Below are 15932 nucleotides of genomic sequence, written 5' to 3' on the forward strand. Positions count from 1 at the left end.
GGTTACACACCGCGCCTGTGCGAGTGCGCGGCAATGGGTGTTTCCCGCGCGGTGCCACCGGGCAACGCGGCGAGCAGCGACTTCGTGTAGTCGTGCTTCGGGTCCAGCAGGACCTCCTCCACGGTACCCACTTCCACCAGCTCCCCGCGATACATCACGGCGACCCGGTCGGCGATGTTCCAGGCCAGTCCGAGGTCGTGGGTGATCACCAGCCCGGCGAGACCCAGTTCACGCCGCAGGCGCAGCAGCAGCGCGAGGATCTCCCCCCGCACCGACGCGTCGAGTGACGCCACCGGTTCGTCCGCCACGATCACGCCGGGGTCCAGCGCGAGCGCGCCCGCGATGACGACCCGCTGCCGCTGCCCGCCGGACAGCTCGTGCGGGAGCCGGTCGAGGAACTTCTCCGCAGGCCGCAGTTCGGCCGCTTCCAGTGCCTTGACGACGATCTCGTGCTCGTTCGCGCCCATTCCGTGGATGCGCGGGCCTTCCGCAACGGCCTCGTACACCGTGTGATTCGGGTTCAGCGCGCTCGTCGGGTCCTGCAGCACCAGCTGGACCTGCCGCCGGTACGCCTTGAGCCCGGCGCCACCGAGCGGAACCGGCTTGCCGTCGTACCGCACCGCGCCGGAGTCGGGTTTCTGCAGCCCGAGCAGCGTCCGGGCCAGCGTCGTCTTACCGGAGCCGGACTGGCCGACCAGCGCGACGATCTCGTCCTTCCGCACCTGGAGGCTCACCCCGGCGACGGCGTTGATCCGCTTGCCCGTACGGTCGCGGAAGCTGACGCGCAGATCCTCGGCCTCCAACAGCGCCGGCTGGTCACCGGTGCGTTCGGGCTCCGGTGGCAACGGCGTGCTGGTCGCGGGCGCGAACCGGGACGCAGGGTCGCCGACGGTCGGGAAAGCGGCCGCCAGCGCCTTGCTGTGCTCGTGGTGCGGCGCGCTCATCAACTCCGCGCTCGGCCGCTCCTCGACGATCTCGCCGTCGTACATCACCGCGATCCGGCGACAGGTCGCGGCGAGTACCGACAGGTCGTGACTGATCATGATCAGCCCGATCCCCTGCTCGGTGACCAGCCTGCCCAGCAGGTCGAGCACCTGAGCCTGGACGACGACGTCGAGCGCGGTCGTCGGCTCGTCCGCGATGATCAGCCGCGGCGAACAGGCCAGCGCCATCGCGATCATGACGCGTTGCTTCTGCCCACCGGACAGTTCGTGCGGGTAGGCCCCGGCACGGCCGGGTGGCAGGTCGACCTGTTCGAGCAGCTCGGAGACCTTGGCCTGGATCTCGCTGTCCGAAAGCGCCTTGCCACCGGGCGGGTGCAGGCGGATCGGCTCCGCGATCTGCTCGCCGATCTTCCGCACCGGGTTGAGCGCGTGCATCGCGCCCTGGAACACGACCGAGGCCTCGGCCCAGCGCACCGCGCGCAGCCTGCCCCATTTCATGGCCGTGACGTCTTCGCCGTCCAGCAGGATCTCCCCGCTGACCTTCGCCGACCGCGGGAGCAGCCGCAGCACACTCATCGCGACCGTCGACTTCCCCGATCCCGACTCCCCCGCGACCCCGAGGGTGTCGCCGGCTTCGAGGACAAGGTCGACGCCGCGGACGGCGGCGACCTCACCGCCTCCGGTGGCGTAGGTGACGCCGAGGTTCTTCAGTTCCAGCAAGGGGCTCATGAGTGCTGTCCCTTCAGGCGCGGGTTCAGCACGGTCTCCAGCGCGCGTCCGACGAGGGTGAAGGCGAGGACGACCACGACGATCGCGACACCCGGCGGCAGCAGGTTCCACCAGGCACCCTTGCTGATCGCGCCGTTGTTCAACGCGGTCTGCAGCATGGCTCCCCAGGAGACGGTGTTCGGGTTGCCGACGCCGAGGAACGCCAGCGTCGCGTCCGCGATGACCGCGTTGCCCACGACGAGCGTGGTGTTGGCCAGCACGAGCGGCATGACGCCGGGAAGGACGTGCTTGCCGACGATGTGCAGGTGACCGCCGCCGAGTGCCTTCGCGCGCTCGATGTACGGGCGGCCCTCGATCGTGAGGGTCTGCGCGCGGACCAGGCGCGCGGTGCTGGGCCAGGCGGTGACGCCGATGGCGATGATCACCGTCATCGTGCCCTGGTCCAGCACCGAGGCGAGCGCCACGGCGAGGACGAGCGACGGCAGCACCAGGAAGAAGTCCGTGAACCGCAGCAGCAGCCCGGACAGCCAGCCGCCGAAATGCGCGGCCGCGATCCCGATGAGGGTGCCGATCAGCACCGAGAGGAACGCCGCCGAGAAACCGGTGAGCAGCGAGATCCGCGCACCCCAGAACGTCATCAGCAGCACCGAACGGCCGTCGATGTCGGTGCCCAGCCAGAACTCCCCGCTGGGTGACTCCAGCGAACCGCCCTGGGCCTTGGTGACGTCGAGTCCGGATTCGTCCGAGATCACCGGCGCGAGGATGGCCAGCACCGTGATGACACCGAGGAAGGCCAGCCCGAAGACGCCCGCCTTGTTCGTCGTGAACTCGTGCCAGCGTTTCGCCACGGCCTCGCGGCGGCGGCGCCAGACGATCGAACCGGGTTTTTCCGCAGTGGTCATGCCGTCCGCACCCTGGGGTCGAGCACGCGGTAGAGCAACTCCGCGAGCAGGTTCATCAGCACCACCGCACCCGCGAGGGTGACGAAGACTCCTTGCAGGACAGGTAGATCAGGTCCGCGGAGCGCTTCGTAGAGCAGCTGCCCGAGCCCCGGCCAGCTGAACACGGCCTCGACCGAGACCGCACCCGAGACCACCATGCCGAACTGCATGAAGACCAGCGTCACCGTCGGCAGCAGGGCGTTGGGCACGGCGTGCCGCTTGCGGACGAGGTCGTCACGCAGGCCCTTGGCCCGCGCGGTGGTGAGGTAGTCCGAGTTCATCTCACCGATCAGGGACGAACGCATGACCAGCATGTACTGCGCGTAGAACACCACCAGCAGGGTCACGCATGGCAGCACCAGATGGTGGAGCACGTCGAGCCCTTCACTGAAGAAGCCCGGCGCGACATCCGGGGAATGCATGCCCCGGCTGGGAAAGAGTCCGTTGGTGGCCACCAGGAGCATCAGGCCGAGCCAGAACTGCGGCACCGACCACAGGGTCAGCGCGAGTCCTGTTTGGACCTTGTCGAACCTGCTCCCCCGGCGCCAGCCCGCGCGGATGCCGAGCCACAGGCCGAGCGCGACCGCGAGCACTGTCGCACTGCCGACGAGCAGGATCGTCGGCCACAACCGCTCGCCGACCATGTCCATGACCGGGCGCCGCTGCAGGTACGAGACCCCCATGTCGCCCTGGAGCAGGCCGGTGAGGTAGTCCCAGAACTGCTGCAGCAGCGGCTTGTCCACGCCCATCTGCGCCCGGAGCTCCGCCATCATCTTCGGATCGGTCGGCCGGTCGCGGACCATGAACCGCACGGGATCGCCGGGCAGCGTCCGGAACAGGAAGAACCCCAGCACGACGACGAGCGCGAGGCTCGCCAGCGCGCCGCCGATCTTGGAGAGCACGAACCGGGCGGTGCCGGTCCCGCCCCGGCGCTCGTCGGGATCGCCGAGCGCTGGGGGCTTTTCGAGGGAACTGAGTGCTTCGGTCAACGCGGTCCTTCTGATTTCGTCGGTGAACCCGCGTCCGCGAGCGGCCAGCCAGACTGGTTCACGCGTTGTGTCCCTTTCTCGGAGTAGATCTCAGCTCCGCCGACAGGTGCTTACTCCCGGTCGTCGGCCGACTTGCCGCGCCGCCCGAGCAGCACCCCGCCGCCGACGAGCACCACGAGCACGACCGCGCCGATGCCGATCCACAATCCGGTGTTGCTGCTTTCCTCGGCGCCCGCCGCGGCGGCGTCGGCCGGAGTGGCGCCGTAGACGCCCCAGTAGCCGGACTGTTCGAGGATCGCGCCGTCGGGCTGCGGCTGCTTGGTGAACGAGGAGAACTTGTCCGAGCGGTAGGCCTCGAGCACGTTGTCGTAGTCCAGGACGACGTCGACGTACTCACCCGCCAGCACCGCCTGAGCCTGCTTGACGAGTTCGGCGCGCTTCGCCGGGTCGAACTCGGTCAGCTGCTTCTTGTACAGGTCTTCGTAGCGCGGGTCGCAGAAGAACGTCGCCGAGCTGCCGCCGTTGCCCTCCGCGTTCGGGCGGCCGGCGCAGGTGTTCAGGCTGAGGGCGTAGTCCGGGTCGGGTGAGGTGCCGTAGCCGGAGATCGCGAGGTCGTAGTTGCCCGCGGTGGTGCGGTCGTCCAGTTCGTCGTCGGAGACGAGCTCCTGCTTGACACCGATGCCGACGTCCTTGAGCCAACCGCTGACGAACTGCGCGGTGCGCTGGTCGAACGGCCGGTTCGCGTGACCGGCGAGCCGGAACTCCAGCTTCGCGCCGCCGGGGGCGACGCGGATGCCGTCCGCACCCTTGGCGTAGCCGGCCTGATCGAGGGTGGCGTTCGCGGCCGCGATGTCGAACTTGGTCTTCTCGGCGTCCGACGGGCTCCAGGTGTAGGCCTTGTAGATCGCCGGAACGACACCGGTCCCCGGCTGGCCGTACCCGTTCATCACCTTGTCCACGATGGTCTTGGTGTCGATGGCCTGCGCGATCGCCTTGCGGACGCGGAGGTCCTTCAGGATCGGGTTGCCGTCACCGATCGGCTGGTCGAGGACGTTCTTGACGCCGAAGTTGATGATGAGCTCGTTGTACCGGCGGCCCGGCGCCTTGTTCGTGGTGATGTTCTTCTCGCCCTTGAGCGCGTCGAACTGCGTCGGCGTGAGCCGGTTGATGACGTCGACCTCGCCCTGCTTCAGCGCGTTGACCGCGGCCTCGGCGTCCTTGAACTGCAACAGTTGCAGCTCGTCGACCTTGGGCGCCCCACGCCAGTAGTCCTTGTTCGCCTTGAACTTCACGAACTCGTTCTTCTTGTACTCGGTCAGCAGATACGGTCCGCTGCCGACGCCGACCACGGCCATGTCGTCGGTCGAGGGGGCGTTGAGATCCTTGATCGGCTCCCAGATGTGCTTGGGCACGATCGGGACGTCGAGCGAGGTCATGCTCGACTGCGGGGCCTTGGTCTTGATGACCAGCGTCTTGTCGTCGGGTGCCGACACCGAGGCGAAGTTGGTCACGTAGCTGCCGTTCGCGGTGCGGGCGTTCTCGTCGTCGAGCATCCGCTGGAAGGTGTACGCGGGGTCCTGCGCGGTGATCGGCTTGCCGTCGGACCACTTCATCCCCTGGCGGATGGTGAAGGTCCAGGTGAGCTTGTCGTCGGAGGTCTTCCACGACTCCGCGATCCCGCCCGTGGGCTGGGTGTCCTCGGCCGAGGGCAGGGTCAGGAACTCGTAGTTGAACCGGCCGACCTGCGTCGACGCCGCCAGCTGGGCGGTGAAGGGGTTCAGGTGGTCGATGCCGGTCGTGAGCGCCACCCGGAGCACCTTGCCCTGTTGCTGCGCCGACGCGGCGGGCACGAAAGGCACCGTCGCGACCGCCGAAGCGGCGAGGACCGCGACCACGCGAAGACCGCGCCGTCGCTTCGGAAAACGCTCTGTGCGCACGAAGACCACCCCATCGAAACTCGCTGTAACCCAACCCCCGAGGCGGAAAAGTAACCACATGTCGCGGTAACCGCGCAATGACTCGCCAATACCGATCGTGCACAGCGGATGTCGTCGCGTGGTCGGCAGCTACTTTACGTCTCATCGACGTTGCGCTGTGTCACCATTTCGGCGCGCGAACGGGCAACACGTGCAGTGTCCTGGGTATTCAAGGGAAGCGGGCTTGCAAAAGCCTTGCGCGCGATGATGCCCAATCGATACGTGCGACGAAGTGAGAGCAAAGCGTTTCGTCCTCTGAATGCGGTAGTTGCACACGCAAGTACCGCATTCAGAGGACGAAACGCGAGGCGTCAGCCGACCGGGACCTCACGCCGCCGCGCGGTGGCCGCGGCCGCGTAGAGCCACGCGAACAGCGCCCACATACCGGCGAAGATGAGCCCCACGGTCACGTAAGCGACAGTCCACAGCACGGCGGGCGTGTCCGACTTCCGCTCCCGTTGCAGGAACTCGATCTCCGACATGAACGGGCGCGTGCCGGACGTCGCGTCGATCGACGGCGCGTTCGCGGCCGGGTCGGCGGGCGCGTAGATCGGGGCGAGCCCCATCACCCGGTTCGGGACGTGCACGCGGATCCCGGTCTTCCACTGGCCGAACACCGGCAACGGCTGGGCGGTGCGGTACACCCCGTCGCCGATCTTCTCCAGCGGCGCGGTGAAGAAGTCGCCGCCCTGCCAAGCGAAACCGTTGAGCCACACGGCATCGTCGGCCAGGTCGGGCCGCGAGATCGTCACGGTCGCGTCGACCCAGCGGGGTGTGCCGCCGCCGTGCGGATTCGAGATCGGCAGCCCGGTCGCGGCCTCGGTCAGCCGGACGTCGGCAGTGAACCCCGGTTCCGGATCCTGCGGGACGGCGACCGCCGACATCAGGGCGACCGCGCCCAGCGCGCCGACGAGTCCGACGGCGTGCCGGGGCCCCGCCGCGGGCACCCGCGTCGCCGTCTCTTCCACTCGCTGGTACTGCCAGACACCGATGAACGCACCCGCGAGCGCCGCGCCGGTCCCGAACAGGACGAACAGCGGCAGATGGGCGGCGGGCCACGGGTTCGGCATCAGCCAGTGGGTGAACGCCGCCTCGGCGAGCATCCCGGCGGTCCCCACGAGCAGACCGGCGACAGCGGCGAACGTGTAGCCCTGCCGGTTGCGCATCGCGAGGGCGACGACCTCGATGATCACCGCTTCGGCGACGTACGGCAGCAGCGAGGCCACGTGCAGGTCCGCGAACAGCGGGATGACGGCGAACGAAGCACGGGACGCGAGGAAGACCACGAGCACGATCAGCGCGCCGCCCGGCCCCCAGGACAGCCGCCCGTAGGTCAGCGTCCACGCGCCGATCAGACCGACGAGCACGACCTGCGACAGCATCGGGAACTGTGGGACGCCGAGGTCGAACTCCATGAGGAACGCCGAAGCACCCATCATCCAGGCACCGGCGAGCACCGGGCCGAGCAGGCGCACGACCGGCCCGGTCGCGCCGACCTGTCGGGCCTCGCCGAGCAGCAGTTGCAGGCCCAGCACGACACAGACGCCGCCGCCGATCATCAGGACGTGCGTCGGTCCCCATTCGGTGACGTCCTGGCCGAACAGGCGATGCCACACGTCGTCGAGCGGGAAGCCCGCGATGCCGACCAGGCCGGTCGCCATCATCTGGATGGACCCCATCGGCGCCCGCCAGTGCGGGCCGATCTTGAACGTGCGCTTGGGCAGGTCCTTCGTCGCGAGGGTCGCGCTGAGCACGCCGCTGGCGAAGATGCCCATCAGTCCGAAGTAGATCGGGTAATGCGAAGGGTTCGCGAGCGGGCCTTCGTCGCGGCCGAGTTCCATGTGGATCGGCACGTCCCAGTAGACGCCGATCAGCGCCGACATCCCGGAGAGGAAGGCGACGAACATCGGCAGCGCCGCCCAGCGCGGCAGACCGCTGAACCCGCCCATCCAGTCGGCGACGCGGCCGAAGACCGTCCGCTTCCCCGCGCGCTCGCGGAGCACGAAAAGGGCCAAGGGCAGGAAGACCGCGGTGAACATCAGGCCCGCGATGACGATCTGCCCGAATTGCGCGCCGCCGGCAGGCGGGCTCTCCTGAGCCATGAACACCGTGCTCGCCTTCCTGCTAACCTGAGTAACTGTTACCTTGGGGTAACACGATAGGCGCAAGGTCCCGGCCGGGCAAGCCGGGGCGTACGACTTGGAGGCACCTCGATGCGGAGGATCGGCGGGATCCGCGGGATCACCGTGGCCGCACTGCTGGCCGTGACCGGCTGTTCGGGAACGACCGGTTCCGAACAGGCGCCGGGCGCCGGCACCCGGACCGTCAAGTTCTCGATCACCGAGGGCAAGCGCACGGCGGGGCCGGAAGAGGTCGCGGTGCGCACGGGCGAGAACGTCGCGCTCGAAGTCACGTCGGACCAGCCGGACGAACTGCACGTCCACGGCTACGACAAGGCCGCCCAGCTGTCTCCCGGGGTTCCGGGGACGGTCGCCTTCACCGCGAACATCGACGGGATCTTCGAGGTGGAACTGCACAAGAGCGGCGCGGCGGTGACCAAGCTCCGGGTGAGCGGATGATCCTGGCGCACGGTCTCGGCGGCCGGTCCGATCTGCCGGTCCCGCTGTGGCTCGCGCTCTACGCGGGAGCGGCGGCCGTCGTGGTCTCCTTCTTCGCGCTCACCGTGCTTTGGAAGAAGCCCAAACTCCGCGGCGCCGACGCCGGCCGCCCCCTTCCCGAGGTCCTGCAACGGTTCGCCGATGGTGGGTTCTCGCGGATCGCGGCGCGCGTACTCGGCTTGGCGCTGTTCGCGGGCTTCCTCGCGATGGCATGGGCAGGCCCGGACAACTCGGCCGGCAACCCGGCTCCGGCGTGGTTCTACGTCTGGTTCTGGGTCGGGCTGGTCCCGCTTTCGCTCCTGCTCGGCCCGGTCTGGCCGCGGTTGAATCCACTGAGGACGATCGCGGCACTGATCCCCGCGCGACGGCGCGAACTCCCGGATCGACTGGGTTACCTGCCCGCGATCGTCGGCCTCCTGGCGTTTCTTTGGCTGGAACTGGTGTTTCCGCATTCGGACTCGCCCAGGGCGATCGCTCTTTTCGCCACCGTGTATGCCGTTATACACATCGCTCTCGGGGCGGTGTTCGGTCCGCGCTGGTTCGACCGCGGCGACGCTTTCGAGGTCTATGCGCGCCTGATCGCGGCCCTCTCCCCTTTCGGGAGGCGGACAGATGGGCGCCTGGTGATCCGGAATCCGCTGGACGGCCTGCTCACCGTCTCCCCCGCGCCTTGGCTGACCGCGCTGGTGCTGGTGGTGCTCGGCTCGACGGCGTTCGACGGCCTCACCCGGCTTCCGTTCTGGACGTCGCTGGACGCGGGCGTCTTCGGCGGCACCGCCGGGCTCGCGGTCTGTATCGCGCTCACCTACGGCGCCTACGCGGGCGCCATCAGCCTGACCAGGCCGTATCTGCGCCGAGGGTTCGACCCGTATCCCGCGTTCGCGCCGTCGTTGATCCCGATCATGGTCGGCTACACGGTCGCGCATTACTTCTCGTTCGCCGTGTTCTCGGGCCAGCAGGGATTCGGCCGCGCGATCGACTACACGGTCGTCTCGGCCGGGGTGATCGCGCTGGTGCAGATCGCCGGGATCGTCGCCGGGCACGTGCTGGCCGTAACCTCGGCGCATGACCGTTCCGTCGGCGTGCTGCGCTCGAACTACGTCAAGGTGGGCCAGTACCCCATGCTGGCGCTGATGATCGGCTACACCGCGCTCGGGATCGCGCTGGTCTCCGGCTCATGACCATCGCGGCGCGGGTGGTGATGATGCACCAGGGCGGCTGGGACGAGATCCTCATCTTCGCCGGCCCCGTGGTGATCATCGGGCTGCTCGTCTACGTCGCGCGCAAGCAGGTCCCGACGACACCCGAAGAAGACGACGATTAGTTTTCGCGCCGCCCCCGTCAGTACGTGTGAGATCGACTCACAGGAGGCTGACGCCATGCGGAAATTGACCTTCGGCATGAACCTGACCGTGGACGGCTACATCGCCGCGCCCGGCGACGACCTCGGCTGGAGCGGCGGTGACGGACCGGACTCGTCACCGAGCGACGAGCTGTTCGGGTGGTGGTCCGACCGGGTGGCGGCGACGGGCCTGGCGCTGTACGGACGCAAGCTGTGGGAGGCGATGAGTTCCCACTGGCCGACCGCCGGCCTGCAGCCCGGCGCCACCCCGGCGGAGACCGAGTTCGCCCGCCGCTGGCGGGACATGCCGAAGGTGGTGTTCTCCTCGACGACCGGCACGGTCGACTGGAACACCCGCCTGGTCACCGGCGACGCGGTCACCGAGATCACCCGGCTCAAGACCGAGGACGCCGGTCCGATGGACATCGGCGGCGCGACGCTCGCCGGGGCGGCCATGCGGGCCGGGCTGATCGACGAGTACGTGCTGGTCACCCATCCGGTCCTGGTGGGCGGCGGCACGCCGTTCTTCACCGCCCTGGACAACTGGGTGAACCTGGCCCTGGTGGAGACACGGACGTTTCCCGGCGGTGTGGTGCTGACCCGATACGAGACAAGGCGCTGAGTGGTCACAGTGCCGGGGGCACGTCCAGCCATGGTTTGCCGGCGGCGTCGAATCCGGTGAGCTCGGCGATCTTCCCGTCGACGACGCGCAGGACAGCGATGGCGAAGAGCCGGTACTCCGGATCGCCGGGGGTGCGCAGGTAGAGCGCGGCGGCCGGCATGCGGTTGACCGTCGTGGTGATACCGCGCCAGTCGTCGTGGCCGCGCTGGAAGAGCCCGCCGGAGACCCAGCCGTCCACCGCGTCCTTGGCCGTCCTGACCGCGGTGCCCGAATCGGGCAGCATCGCGAAGCGCAGGTCGGCCCGCAGCAGGGAGATCAGCCCGTCGAGGTCGTTGCGCTCATGGGCCTCGATGTACGACTTCACCACTCCGCGCTCGTCATCCGACAGCTCGTGGGTGGCGGGGCTCCGCCAATCGAGGCGGCTGCCGGGCAGCCGCTCCCGCATCGTCACGCGCGCCCGCTGCAGTGCGCTGGTCACCGACGCGACGGTCACCTCGAGGGCGTCGGCGGCCTTCGACGCCGGCCAGCCGAGGACGTCGCGCAGGATGAACACCGCCCGCTGGCGCGGCGGCAGATGCTGGACGGCGACGATGAACGCCAGCTCGATCGTCTCCCGCACCACCACCGATTCCTGCGGGTCCTCGGGGAGCATCCGGTCGGGGTACGGCTGCAGGTACAGCACCTCGGAGTCCGGCAGCTCGGACGGTGCGGGCGTGCGGTCGTCGCGCTTCTCCAGGAAGTCGAGGCAGACGTTGGTCGCGATCCGGTACAGCCAGGTCCGCAACGTGGCGTGGCCCTTGAAGGACTCCCGCTTGTTCCACGCCCGCAGGAACGTCTCCTGCGTCATGTCCTGGGCGTCCTCGTAGTTCGCGAGCATCCGGTAGCAGTGCACCTGCAGCTCACGCCGGTGGCGCTCCGTGATGAGCGCGAACCGCGCGGTATCGCTGGAGCGGGCCGCCGCGATGAACGTGGCCGCGTCGGCGCGCAGCGCTCCAGCGTCGGTCATCGTCATCAATCCTTCCACTGGATGCGAGGGCTACCGGAACTGACGACGTGGTGGCCCGCCTCAGCCGTCATGACCGGGCCGACCGCCGAGAAGCAGTGCTCCGGCCAGCTCGGTGACCTCGTCCCGGGTACGGCCACCGTGGTCGGCGGCCATGAAGTGCTTGCCGATCAGGAGTGAGAACGCGAGCAGGCAACGGGCCTCGACCTCGTCCTCGTCGGCGAAGATCTCGCGCATGAGGGAACGCAGGTAGTCCATTCGCTGGTTGTCGACCCTCCGGAGCCGCTCGGCCACGGCCGGATCGCGCCGGGCCCAATCCCGGATGGCGAGGTCGATCGGCAGCAGACGATCGCCGGCGAGCAGACCCGCGCGCCGGATCTTCGCCCTGGCGTCACCGCCTGTGCTCTCGACGCTTTCGAAGAGCAGGTCGGTGCTCATCCGCTCCCACGTGGCGAGCATTCCCTCCAATAGCGCCCCCCGGTCGGCGAAATGGCCGTAGAACCCGCCTTTGGTGACTCCCAGGGCTTTCGCGAGCGCCTCGACGCGCACGGCGTCGGGACCTCCGGCGGCGAGAGCGTGCAGCCCCGCGTCGATCCAGGCGCTCGGCGGGGTCCGGGTTGCGGCGGCCATGGGATCACCGTATCTCCCGTCACTCCGGCACCACTAGGACGATATATACGCTACCGTATAGATGGCGGAAGTCCACTGGGAGGAACAACGACGATGACTGTCGGATTCGTGGCCACGCATTACCCGCACACCGATCACCACGACGAATTCGTCGCGCGAGTCCGGCGAGTCGCCGACGTCTTGCGCTGCACGCCGGGCTGTCTCGCCGCCGAATGCCGGGTCACCACCGCGGGTGACGCCGTGGTGTCGATCGTGCGCCGGGAATCCGAGGCGGCCCAGGCGGCCTCGATGCAAGCTCTGGGGTTGGCGGACGTGGACGTCGCCTTCGACGACCGCGAGGTCCGTCCGCGCGAGATCGTCCAGTTGGTGTCGGCATGAAGCTCGCGAACACGGCCCACACCACACGTTCGTGGCGGATCCACGAAATCGCCGGGGACTTCGACCTCGAAGACGTCTGGGCGCTCGGAACACCCGGCGGGCCGGACGATTTCGGCAAGCTGGTGGTGCAGTTCTCGTCGGGGAATTTCCCGGACGGGGCGCCACCCCCCGTCCGGGCACTGTGGGCGCTGCGCTGGAAGCTCGGTCGCCTACTGGGGCTGGACAAACGGAATTCCGGCCTCGACACCCGAGTGGGATCGCTCCGCGGCAAGCTGCCGGAAGACCTTCGCGGCACACCCACCGGCCCGGACGAGGACTGGCTTCCGTTCACCCCGCTCTACCGGCTCGACGACGAATTCGCCGCCGAAATGGCGAACCGGACCATGCACGGCGTCCTGCACATCGCCTGGGTCGAAGACGGGCGTGGCGGGTATCGCGGTCAGATGGCGGTGCTGGTCAAACCCAACGGGTTGTTCGGCCGGGTGTACATGGAATTCATCAAGCCGTTCCGGTACCTGATCATCTATCCGGCGCTCATGCGGATGATCGCGCGGGAATGGACGAGCCACTCCTGAGACCAGCCTCGTGAGTGGTAAGGACGGTTAGAACCGTCCTTACCACTCACGAGGAAGTGGCGCGACGACTGCTCCGTACCAGCGTCATGTCCTTCTCCCGCACCGGTTCGCGGCAGTGCGCGCATACGGTCTCCGGGGCGAGGACCTCGCCGCACGAATGCCGCCACACCGTCGGCGGCGGCCCCTCCGTGACGTGCGCGTCGCCCCAAGCCATGAGGTTCAGCAGCACGTGATTGAGGGCGTGCCCGGCCTCGGTGAGCACGTACTCGTAGCGCGGCGGATGCTCCTCGTAGAGCCGCTTTTCGAGGATTCCCGTCTCGACGAGCTTCCGCAGCCGCGCGGTCAGGATGTCCCGGCTCGCCCCCGTGTTGCGGACGATCTGGTCGAACCGCCGCGCACCGAAGAACACTTCGCGCAGCGCGAGCAGGCTCCAGCGCTCCCCGATCACCTCCATCGCGTTGGCGATCGAGCAGTCCCTCGGTCCTTCGGTCATGCGACCAGCGTAAACCCAGTGAGTCTTGATTTCCAACCCACTCGATGCCACAGTGAGTTGGAGATACCAACTCACCCCTGGAGGCAGCCGTGCACGACGCGGTCATCGTCGACGCCGTCCGTACCCCGATCGGCAAGGGCAAACCCGGTGGCGCCCTGCACGGGGTCCATCCGGTCCAGCTGCTCGCCCATACGCTGCAGGCTCTCGTCCGACGCAACGGCCTCGATCCGGAGCTGATCGACGACGTCATCGGCGGCGCGGTCGACCAGGTCGGCGAACAGGCCCAGAACGTCACACGGTGGGCGGCGCTCGCGGCCGGGCTGCCGGAAACCGTGCCGGCGACCACCGTCGACAGGCAGTGCGGAAGCAGTCAGCAGGCCGTTCACTTCGCCGCGCAGGGCGTGATGGCCGGCGCGTACGACGTCGTCATCGCCTGCGGCGTCGAGTCCATGAGCCGCGTCCCGATGTGGTCGAACGTCCTCCCGGGCACCGATCCGCTCGGCCCGGGCGTCGCCGCCCGCTACCCGGAAGGCCTGGTGCCCCAAGGGATCAGTGCCGAACTCATCGCCGCGAAGTGGTCGCTCAGCCGCCAGGCCATGGACGAGTTCGCGATGTCCTCGCACCAGAAGGCGGCCAGGGCGCACCAACTCGGGCGGTTCGCGAGCCAGATCGTGCCGATCGAGACACCGTCGGGCCGGGTGTCCACCGACGAGTCCGTCCGGCCGGGGACCGACCTCGAAACGCTCGCCAAGCTGCGCCCGGCGTTCCAGGATCCGGCTGTCGCCGCGCGTTTCCCGCAGATCGACTGGTCGGTGACCGCTGGCAACAGCAGCCCGATCAACGACGGCGCCTCCGCCCTGCTCATCACCTCCAGCGCGACCGCGGCCCGGCTGGGCCTCCGCCCGCGCGCCCGCCTGCACAGCTTCGCCGTCACCGGATCCGACCCGCTGCTCATGCTCACCGGGGTCATCCCGGCGACCGAGAAGGTGCTGCGGCGTGCGGGGCTGAGCCTGGCGGACATCGACCTCTTCGAGATCAACGAAGCGTTCGCCAGTGTCGTACTGGCGTGGCAACAGGAAACCGGGGCCGACCCGGCCAAGGTCAACGTCCACGGCGGCGCGATCGCGCTGGGCCATCCGCTCGGCGCGAGCGGGACCCGCCTGATGGGCACCCTGGTCAACGCGCTGCACCACCACGGCGCCCGGTACGGCCTGCAGGCGATGTGCGAAGGCGGCGGCCAGGCCAACGCGACAATCCTGGAGGCGTTGTGACCGGCAGGCTCCCCAAGAAGCTGGCGGATCATCCGTCGGTGCGGGCGGTACTCGCCAAACCGCGGGACAAGCCGTCCCCGGTGATCGACGCCGCCTGGCTCAAGGAGATCTGTCTCGCCGCCGGCGCCGACGACGCGGCCGCGGTCTCGCTCGACCATCCTGATCTGGCGGGCGAACGCGAGCACGTCGAGCGCGCCCTTCCCGGCACGAAGACCCTCGTCTCGCTCGTGGTGCGGATGAACCGCGACGACGTCCGCTCCCCCGCCCGCAGCGTCGCCAACCAGGAGTTCCATCGCGCCGGAGAGATCATCAACGAGGCCGGACACAAGATCGTCCGGACGCTGCAGGACGCCGGATACCGCGCGATCAACCCGTCCGCGACGTTCCCGATGGAGATGGAGCACTATCCCGGCCGGATCTGGGTCGTCGCGCACAAGACTGTCGCCGTCGCGGCCGGTCTCGGCGCCATGGGACTGCATCGCAACGTCATCCACCCGAAGTTCGGCAACTTCGTGCTCCTCGCGACGTTGCTCGTCGATGCCGAGGTGTCCACCTACGGCGAGGCTCTCGACTATAACCCTTGCCTGGAGTGCAAGCTGTGCGTCGCCGCCTGTCCCATCGGGGCGATCTCGAAGACCGGCGAATTCGACTTCCTCGCCTGTTCGACGCACAACTACCGTGAGTTCATGAGCGGCTTCACCGACTGGGCGCAGACCGTGGCCGACAGCGAGGACGCCGCCGACTTCCGGTCCAGGGTGACCGACTCGGAGAACGTGTCGATGTGGCAGAGCCTCGCGTTCAAGCCGAACTACAAGGCCGCGTACTGCATGGCGGTCTGTCCGGCGGGCGAAGACGTGCTCGGCCCGTACCTCGAAGATCGGCGCGGCTTTCTCGGAAACGTCGTGAAGCCGTTGCAGGACAAAGTGGAGACGCTGTACGTGCGAGAAGGATCGGCAGCGAAGGCCTACGCCGAACGCCGTTTCCCCCACAAGCCGGTGAAGGAGGTCGACGGCGGCTACCCGCGACGGTAGGGCCGTCCCTACCCCGCGTCCGGGGGCCTGTCCCTGTCCGATGACGGCCGGCCTCGCGGCAAAGCCTGGGGAGGACCTTCCGTATGATCGCGACCGAGCTGGCGTTCTCGTCGCTCCGCCGTCGTACCACCGGATTCATCGCGAGCTTCGTCGCGCTGTTCTTCGGCGCCACGATCCTGATGACATTCACGTCCCTTTTGGACACTCGCACCGCCGCTGGGCCGGAGACCGCGAAGACGCTGCTGATCATGGCGGGCGTCGTCGGTGGCTGGGGCCTGGTGATCGTCCTGTTCGCGACGCTTTCGACGCTCTCACTACTGATCCGGCAACGCGCCCCGGAGATGGCGTTGCTGAAAAGTGTCGGCGCGACACCGGCCGCGTCCCGGCCGG

General features: G+C 68.5%; 16 protein-coding genes. 8 read left to right on the forward strand and 8 right to left on the reverse strand.

Annotated elements, in window-relative coordinates; genetic code table 11:
- Positions 1 to 2: 2 nt before the first annotated feature.
- From nikE to AC069I_RS40550, 5 genes are all read right to left on the reverse strand, one after another.
- On the reverse strand, positions 3 to 1673 hold the full coding sequence (nikE, locus tag AC069I_RS40530) for a nickel ABC transporter ATP-binding protein NikE (protein ID WP_478232698.1): 1671 nt from the start codon (positions 1671 to 1673) through the stop codon (positions 3 to 5).
- Positions 1670 to 2575: an ABC transporter permease gene (locus tag AC069I_RS40535; RefSeq protein WP_478228868.1), complete on the reverse strand. Its 906-nt coding sequence runs from the start codon at positions 2573 to 2575 to the stop codon at positions 1670 to 1672. The genes nikE and AC069I_RS40535 overlap by 4 nt, the downstream gene beginning before the upstream one ends.
- Positions 2572 to 3603 (reverse strand): ABC transporter permease, encoded by a 1032-nt coding sequence (locus AC069I_RS40540; protein WP_478228869.1) that lies wholly within the window; start codon positions 3601 to 3603, stop codon positions 2572 to 2574. The genes AC069I_RS40535 and AC069I_RS40540 overlap by 4 nt, the downstream gene beginning before the upstream one ends.
- Before the next feature lie 110 nt (positions 3604 to 3713).
- Positions 3714 to 5498: an ABC transporter substrate-binding protein gene (locus AC069I_RS40545; protein WP_478232930.1), complete on the reverse strand. Its 1785-nt coding sequence runs from the start codon at positions 5496 to 5498 to the stop codon at positions 3714 to 3716.
- Between the two features lie 392 nt (positions 5499 to 5890).
- Positions 5891 to 7681: a hypothetical protein gene (locus tag AC069I_RS40550; RefSeq protein WP_478267740.1), complete on the reverse strand. Its 1791-nt coding sequence runs from the start codon at positions 7679 to 7681 to the stop codon at positions 5891 to 5893.
- Positions 7682 to 7792: 111 nt separating this feature from the next.
- On the opposite strand from AC069I_RS40550, the gene AC069I_RS40555 reads away from it, so the two are divergent.
- From AC069I_RS40555 to AC069I_RS40570, 4 genes are read left to right on the forward strand one after another with little or no spacing between them, the layout of a single operon-like run.
- Positions 7793 to 8158, forward strand: coding sequence for a cupredoxin domain-containing protein (locus tag AC069I_RS40555; RefSeq protein WP_478228871.1), 366 nt, complete (start codon positions 7793 to 7795; stop codon positions 8156 to 8158).
- Complete coding sequence (locus AC069I_RS40560; RefSeq protein WP_478228872.1) at positions 8155 to 9378, forward strand: hypothetical protein; 1224 nt, start codon at positions 8155 to 8157, stop codon at positions 9376 to 9378. Before AC069I_RS40555 ends, AC069I_RS40560 begins: the two co-directional genes overlap by 4 nt.
- Positions 9375 to 9521, forward strand: a complete 147-nt coding sequence (locus AC069I_RS40565; protein ID WP_378444531.1) for a hypothetical protein — start codon at positions 9375 to 9377, stop codon at positions 9519 to 9521. Before AC069I_RS40560 ends, AC069I_RS40565 begins: the two co-directional genes overlap by 4 nt.
- Positions 9522 to 9576: 55 nt before the next feature.
- Complete coding sequence (locus tag AC069I_RS40570) at positions 9577 to 10161, forward strand: dihydrofolate reductase family protein (RefSeq protein WP_478228873.1); 585 nt, start codon at positions 9577 to 9579, stop codon at positions 10159 to 10161.
- A 4-nt stretch (positions 10162 to 10165) separates the two neighbouring features.
- Here the strand turns inward: AC069I_RS40570 and AC069I_RS40575 are convergent, their stop codons facing one another.
- Both AC069I_RS40575 and AC069I_RS40580 read right to left on the reverse strand, forming a co-directional pair.
- The gene (locus AC069I_RS40575; RefSeq protein ID WP_478228874.1) at positions 10166 to 11167 is read right to left on the reverse strand and encodes an RNA polymerase subunit sigma-70; all 1002 of its coding nucleotides are present in this window, start codon (positions 11165 to 11167) and stop codon (positions 10166 to 10168) included.
- Between the two features lie 60 nt (positions 11168 to 11227).
- Entirely contained in the window at positions 11228 to 11794 is a 567-nt protein-coding gene (locus AC069I_RS40580) for a TetR/AcrR family transcriptional regulator (protein ID WP_478228875.1), read from the reverse strand.
- 93 nt (positions 11795 to 11887) lie between these two features.
- Here AC069I_RS40580 and AC069I_RS40585 point away from each other — a divergent pair, with 93 nt between their 5' ends.
- Both AC069I_RS40585 and AC069I_RS40590 read left to right on the forward strand, forming a co-directional pair.
- Positions 11888 to 12172, forward strand: a complete 285-nt coding sequence (locus tag AC069I_RS40585; protein ID WP_478228876.1) for an antibiotic biosynthesis monooxygenase family protein — start codon at positions 11888 to 11890, stop codon at positions 12170 to 12172.
- On the forward strand, positions 12169 to 12747 hold the full coding sequence (locus AC069I_RS40590) for a DUF2867 domain-containing protein (RefSeq protein ID WP_478228877.1): 579 nt from the start codon (positions 12169 to 12171) through the stop codon (positions 12745 to 12747). Before AC069I_RS40585 ends, AC069I_RS40590 begins: the two co-directional genes overlap by 4 nt.
- A gap of 46 nt (positions 12748 to 12793) precedes the next feature.
- Here the strand turns inward: AC069I_RS40590 and AC069I_RS40595 are convergent, their stop codons facing one another.
- A complete protein-coding gene (locus AC069I_RS40595) occupies positions 12794 to 13240 on the reverse strand; it encodes a winged helix-turn-helix transcriptional regulator (RefSeq protein ID WP_478228878.1) in 447 nt (148 codons plus the stop codon).
- 89 nt (positions 13241 to 13329) lie between these two features.
- On the opposite strand from AC069I_RS40595, the gene AC069I_RS40600 reads away from it, so the two are divergent.
- Together AC069I_RS40600 and AC069I_RS40605 are read left to right on the forward strand one after the other, a co-directional pair.
- Entirely contained in the window at positions 13330 to 14511 is a 1182-nt protein-coding gene (locus AC069I_RS40600) for a thiolase family protein (protein ID WP_478228879.1), read from the forward strand.
- Positions 14508 to 15542: a 4Fe-4S binding protein gene (locus AC069I_RS40605; RefSeq protein WP_478228880.1), complete on the forward strand. Its 1035-nt coding sequence runs from the start codon at positions 14508 to 14510 to the stop codon at positions 15540 to 15542. Before AC069I_RS40600 ends, AC069I_RS40605 begins: the two co-directional genes overlap by 4 nt.
- Positions 15543 to 15932: the final 390 nt, after the last annotated feature.

The sequence above is a fragment of the Amycolatopsis sp. NPDC043885 genome (genome assembly GCF_056435685.1).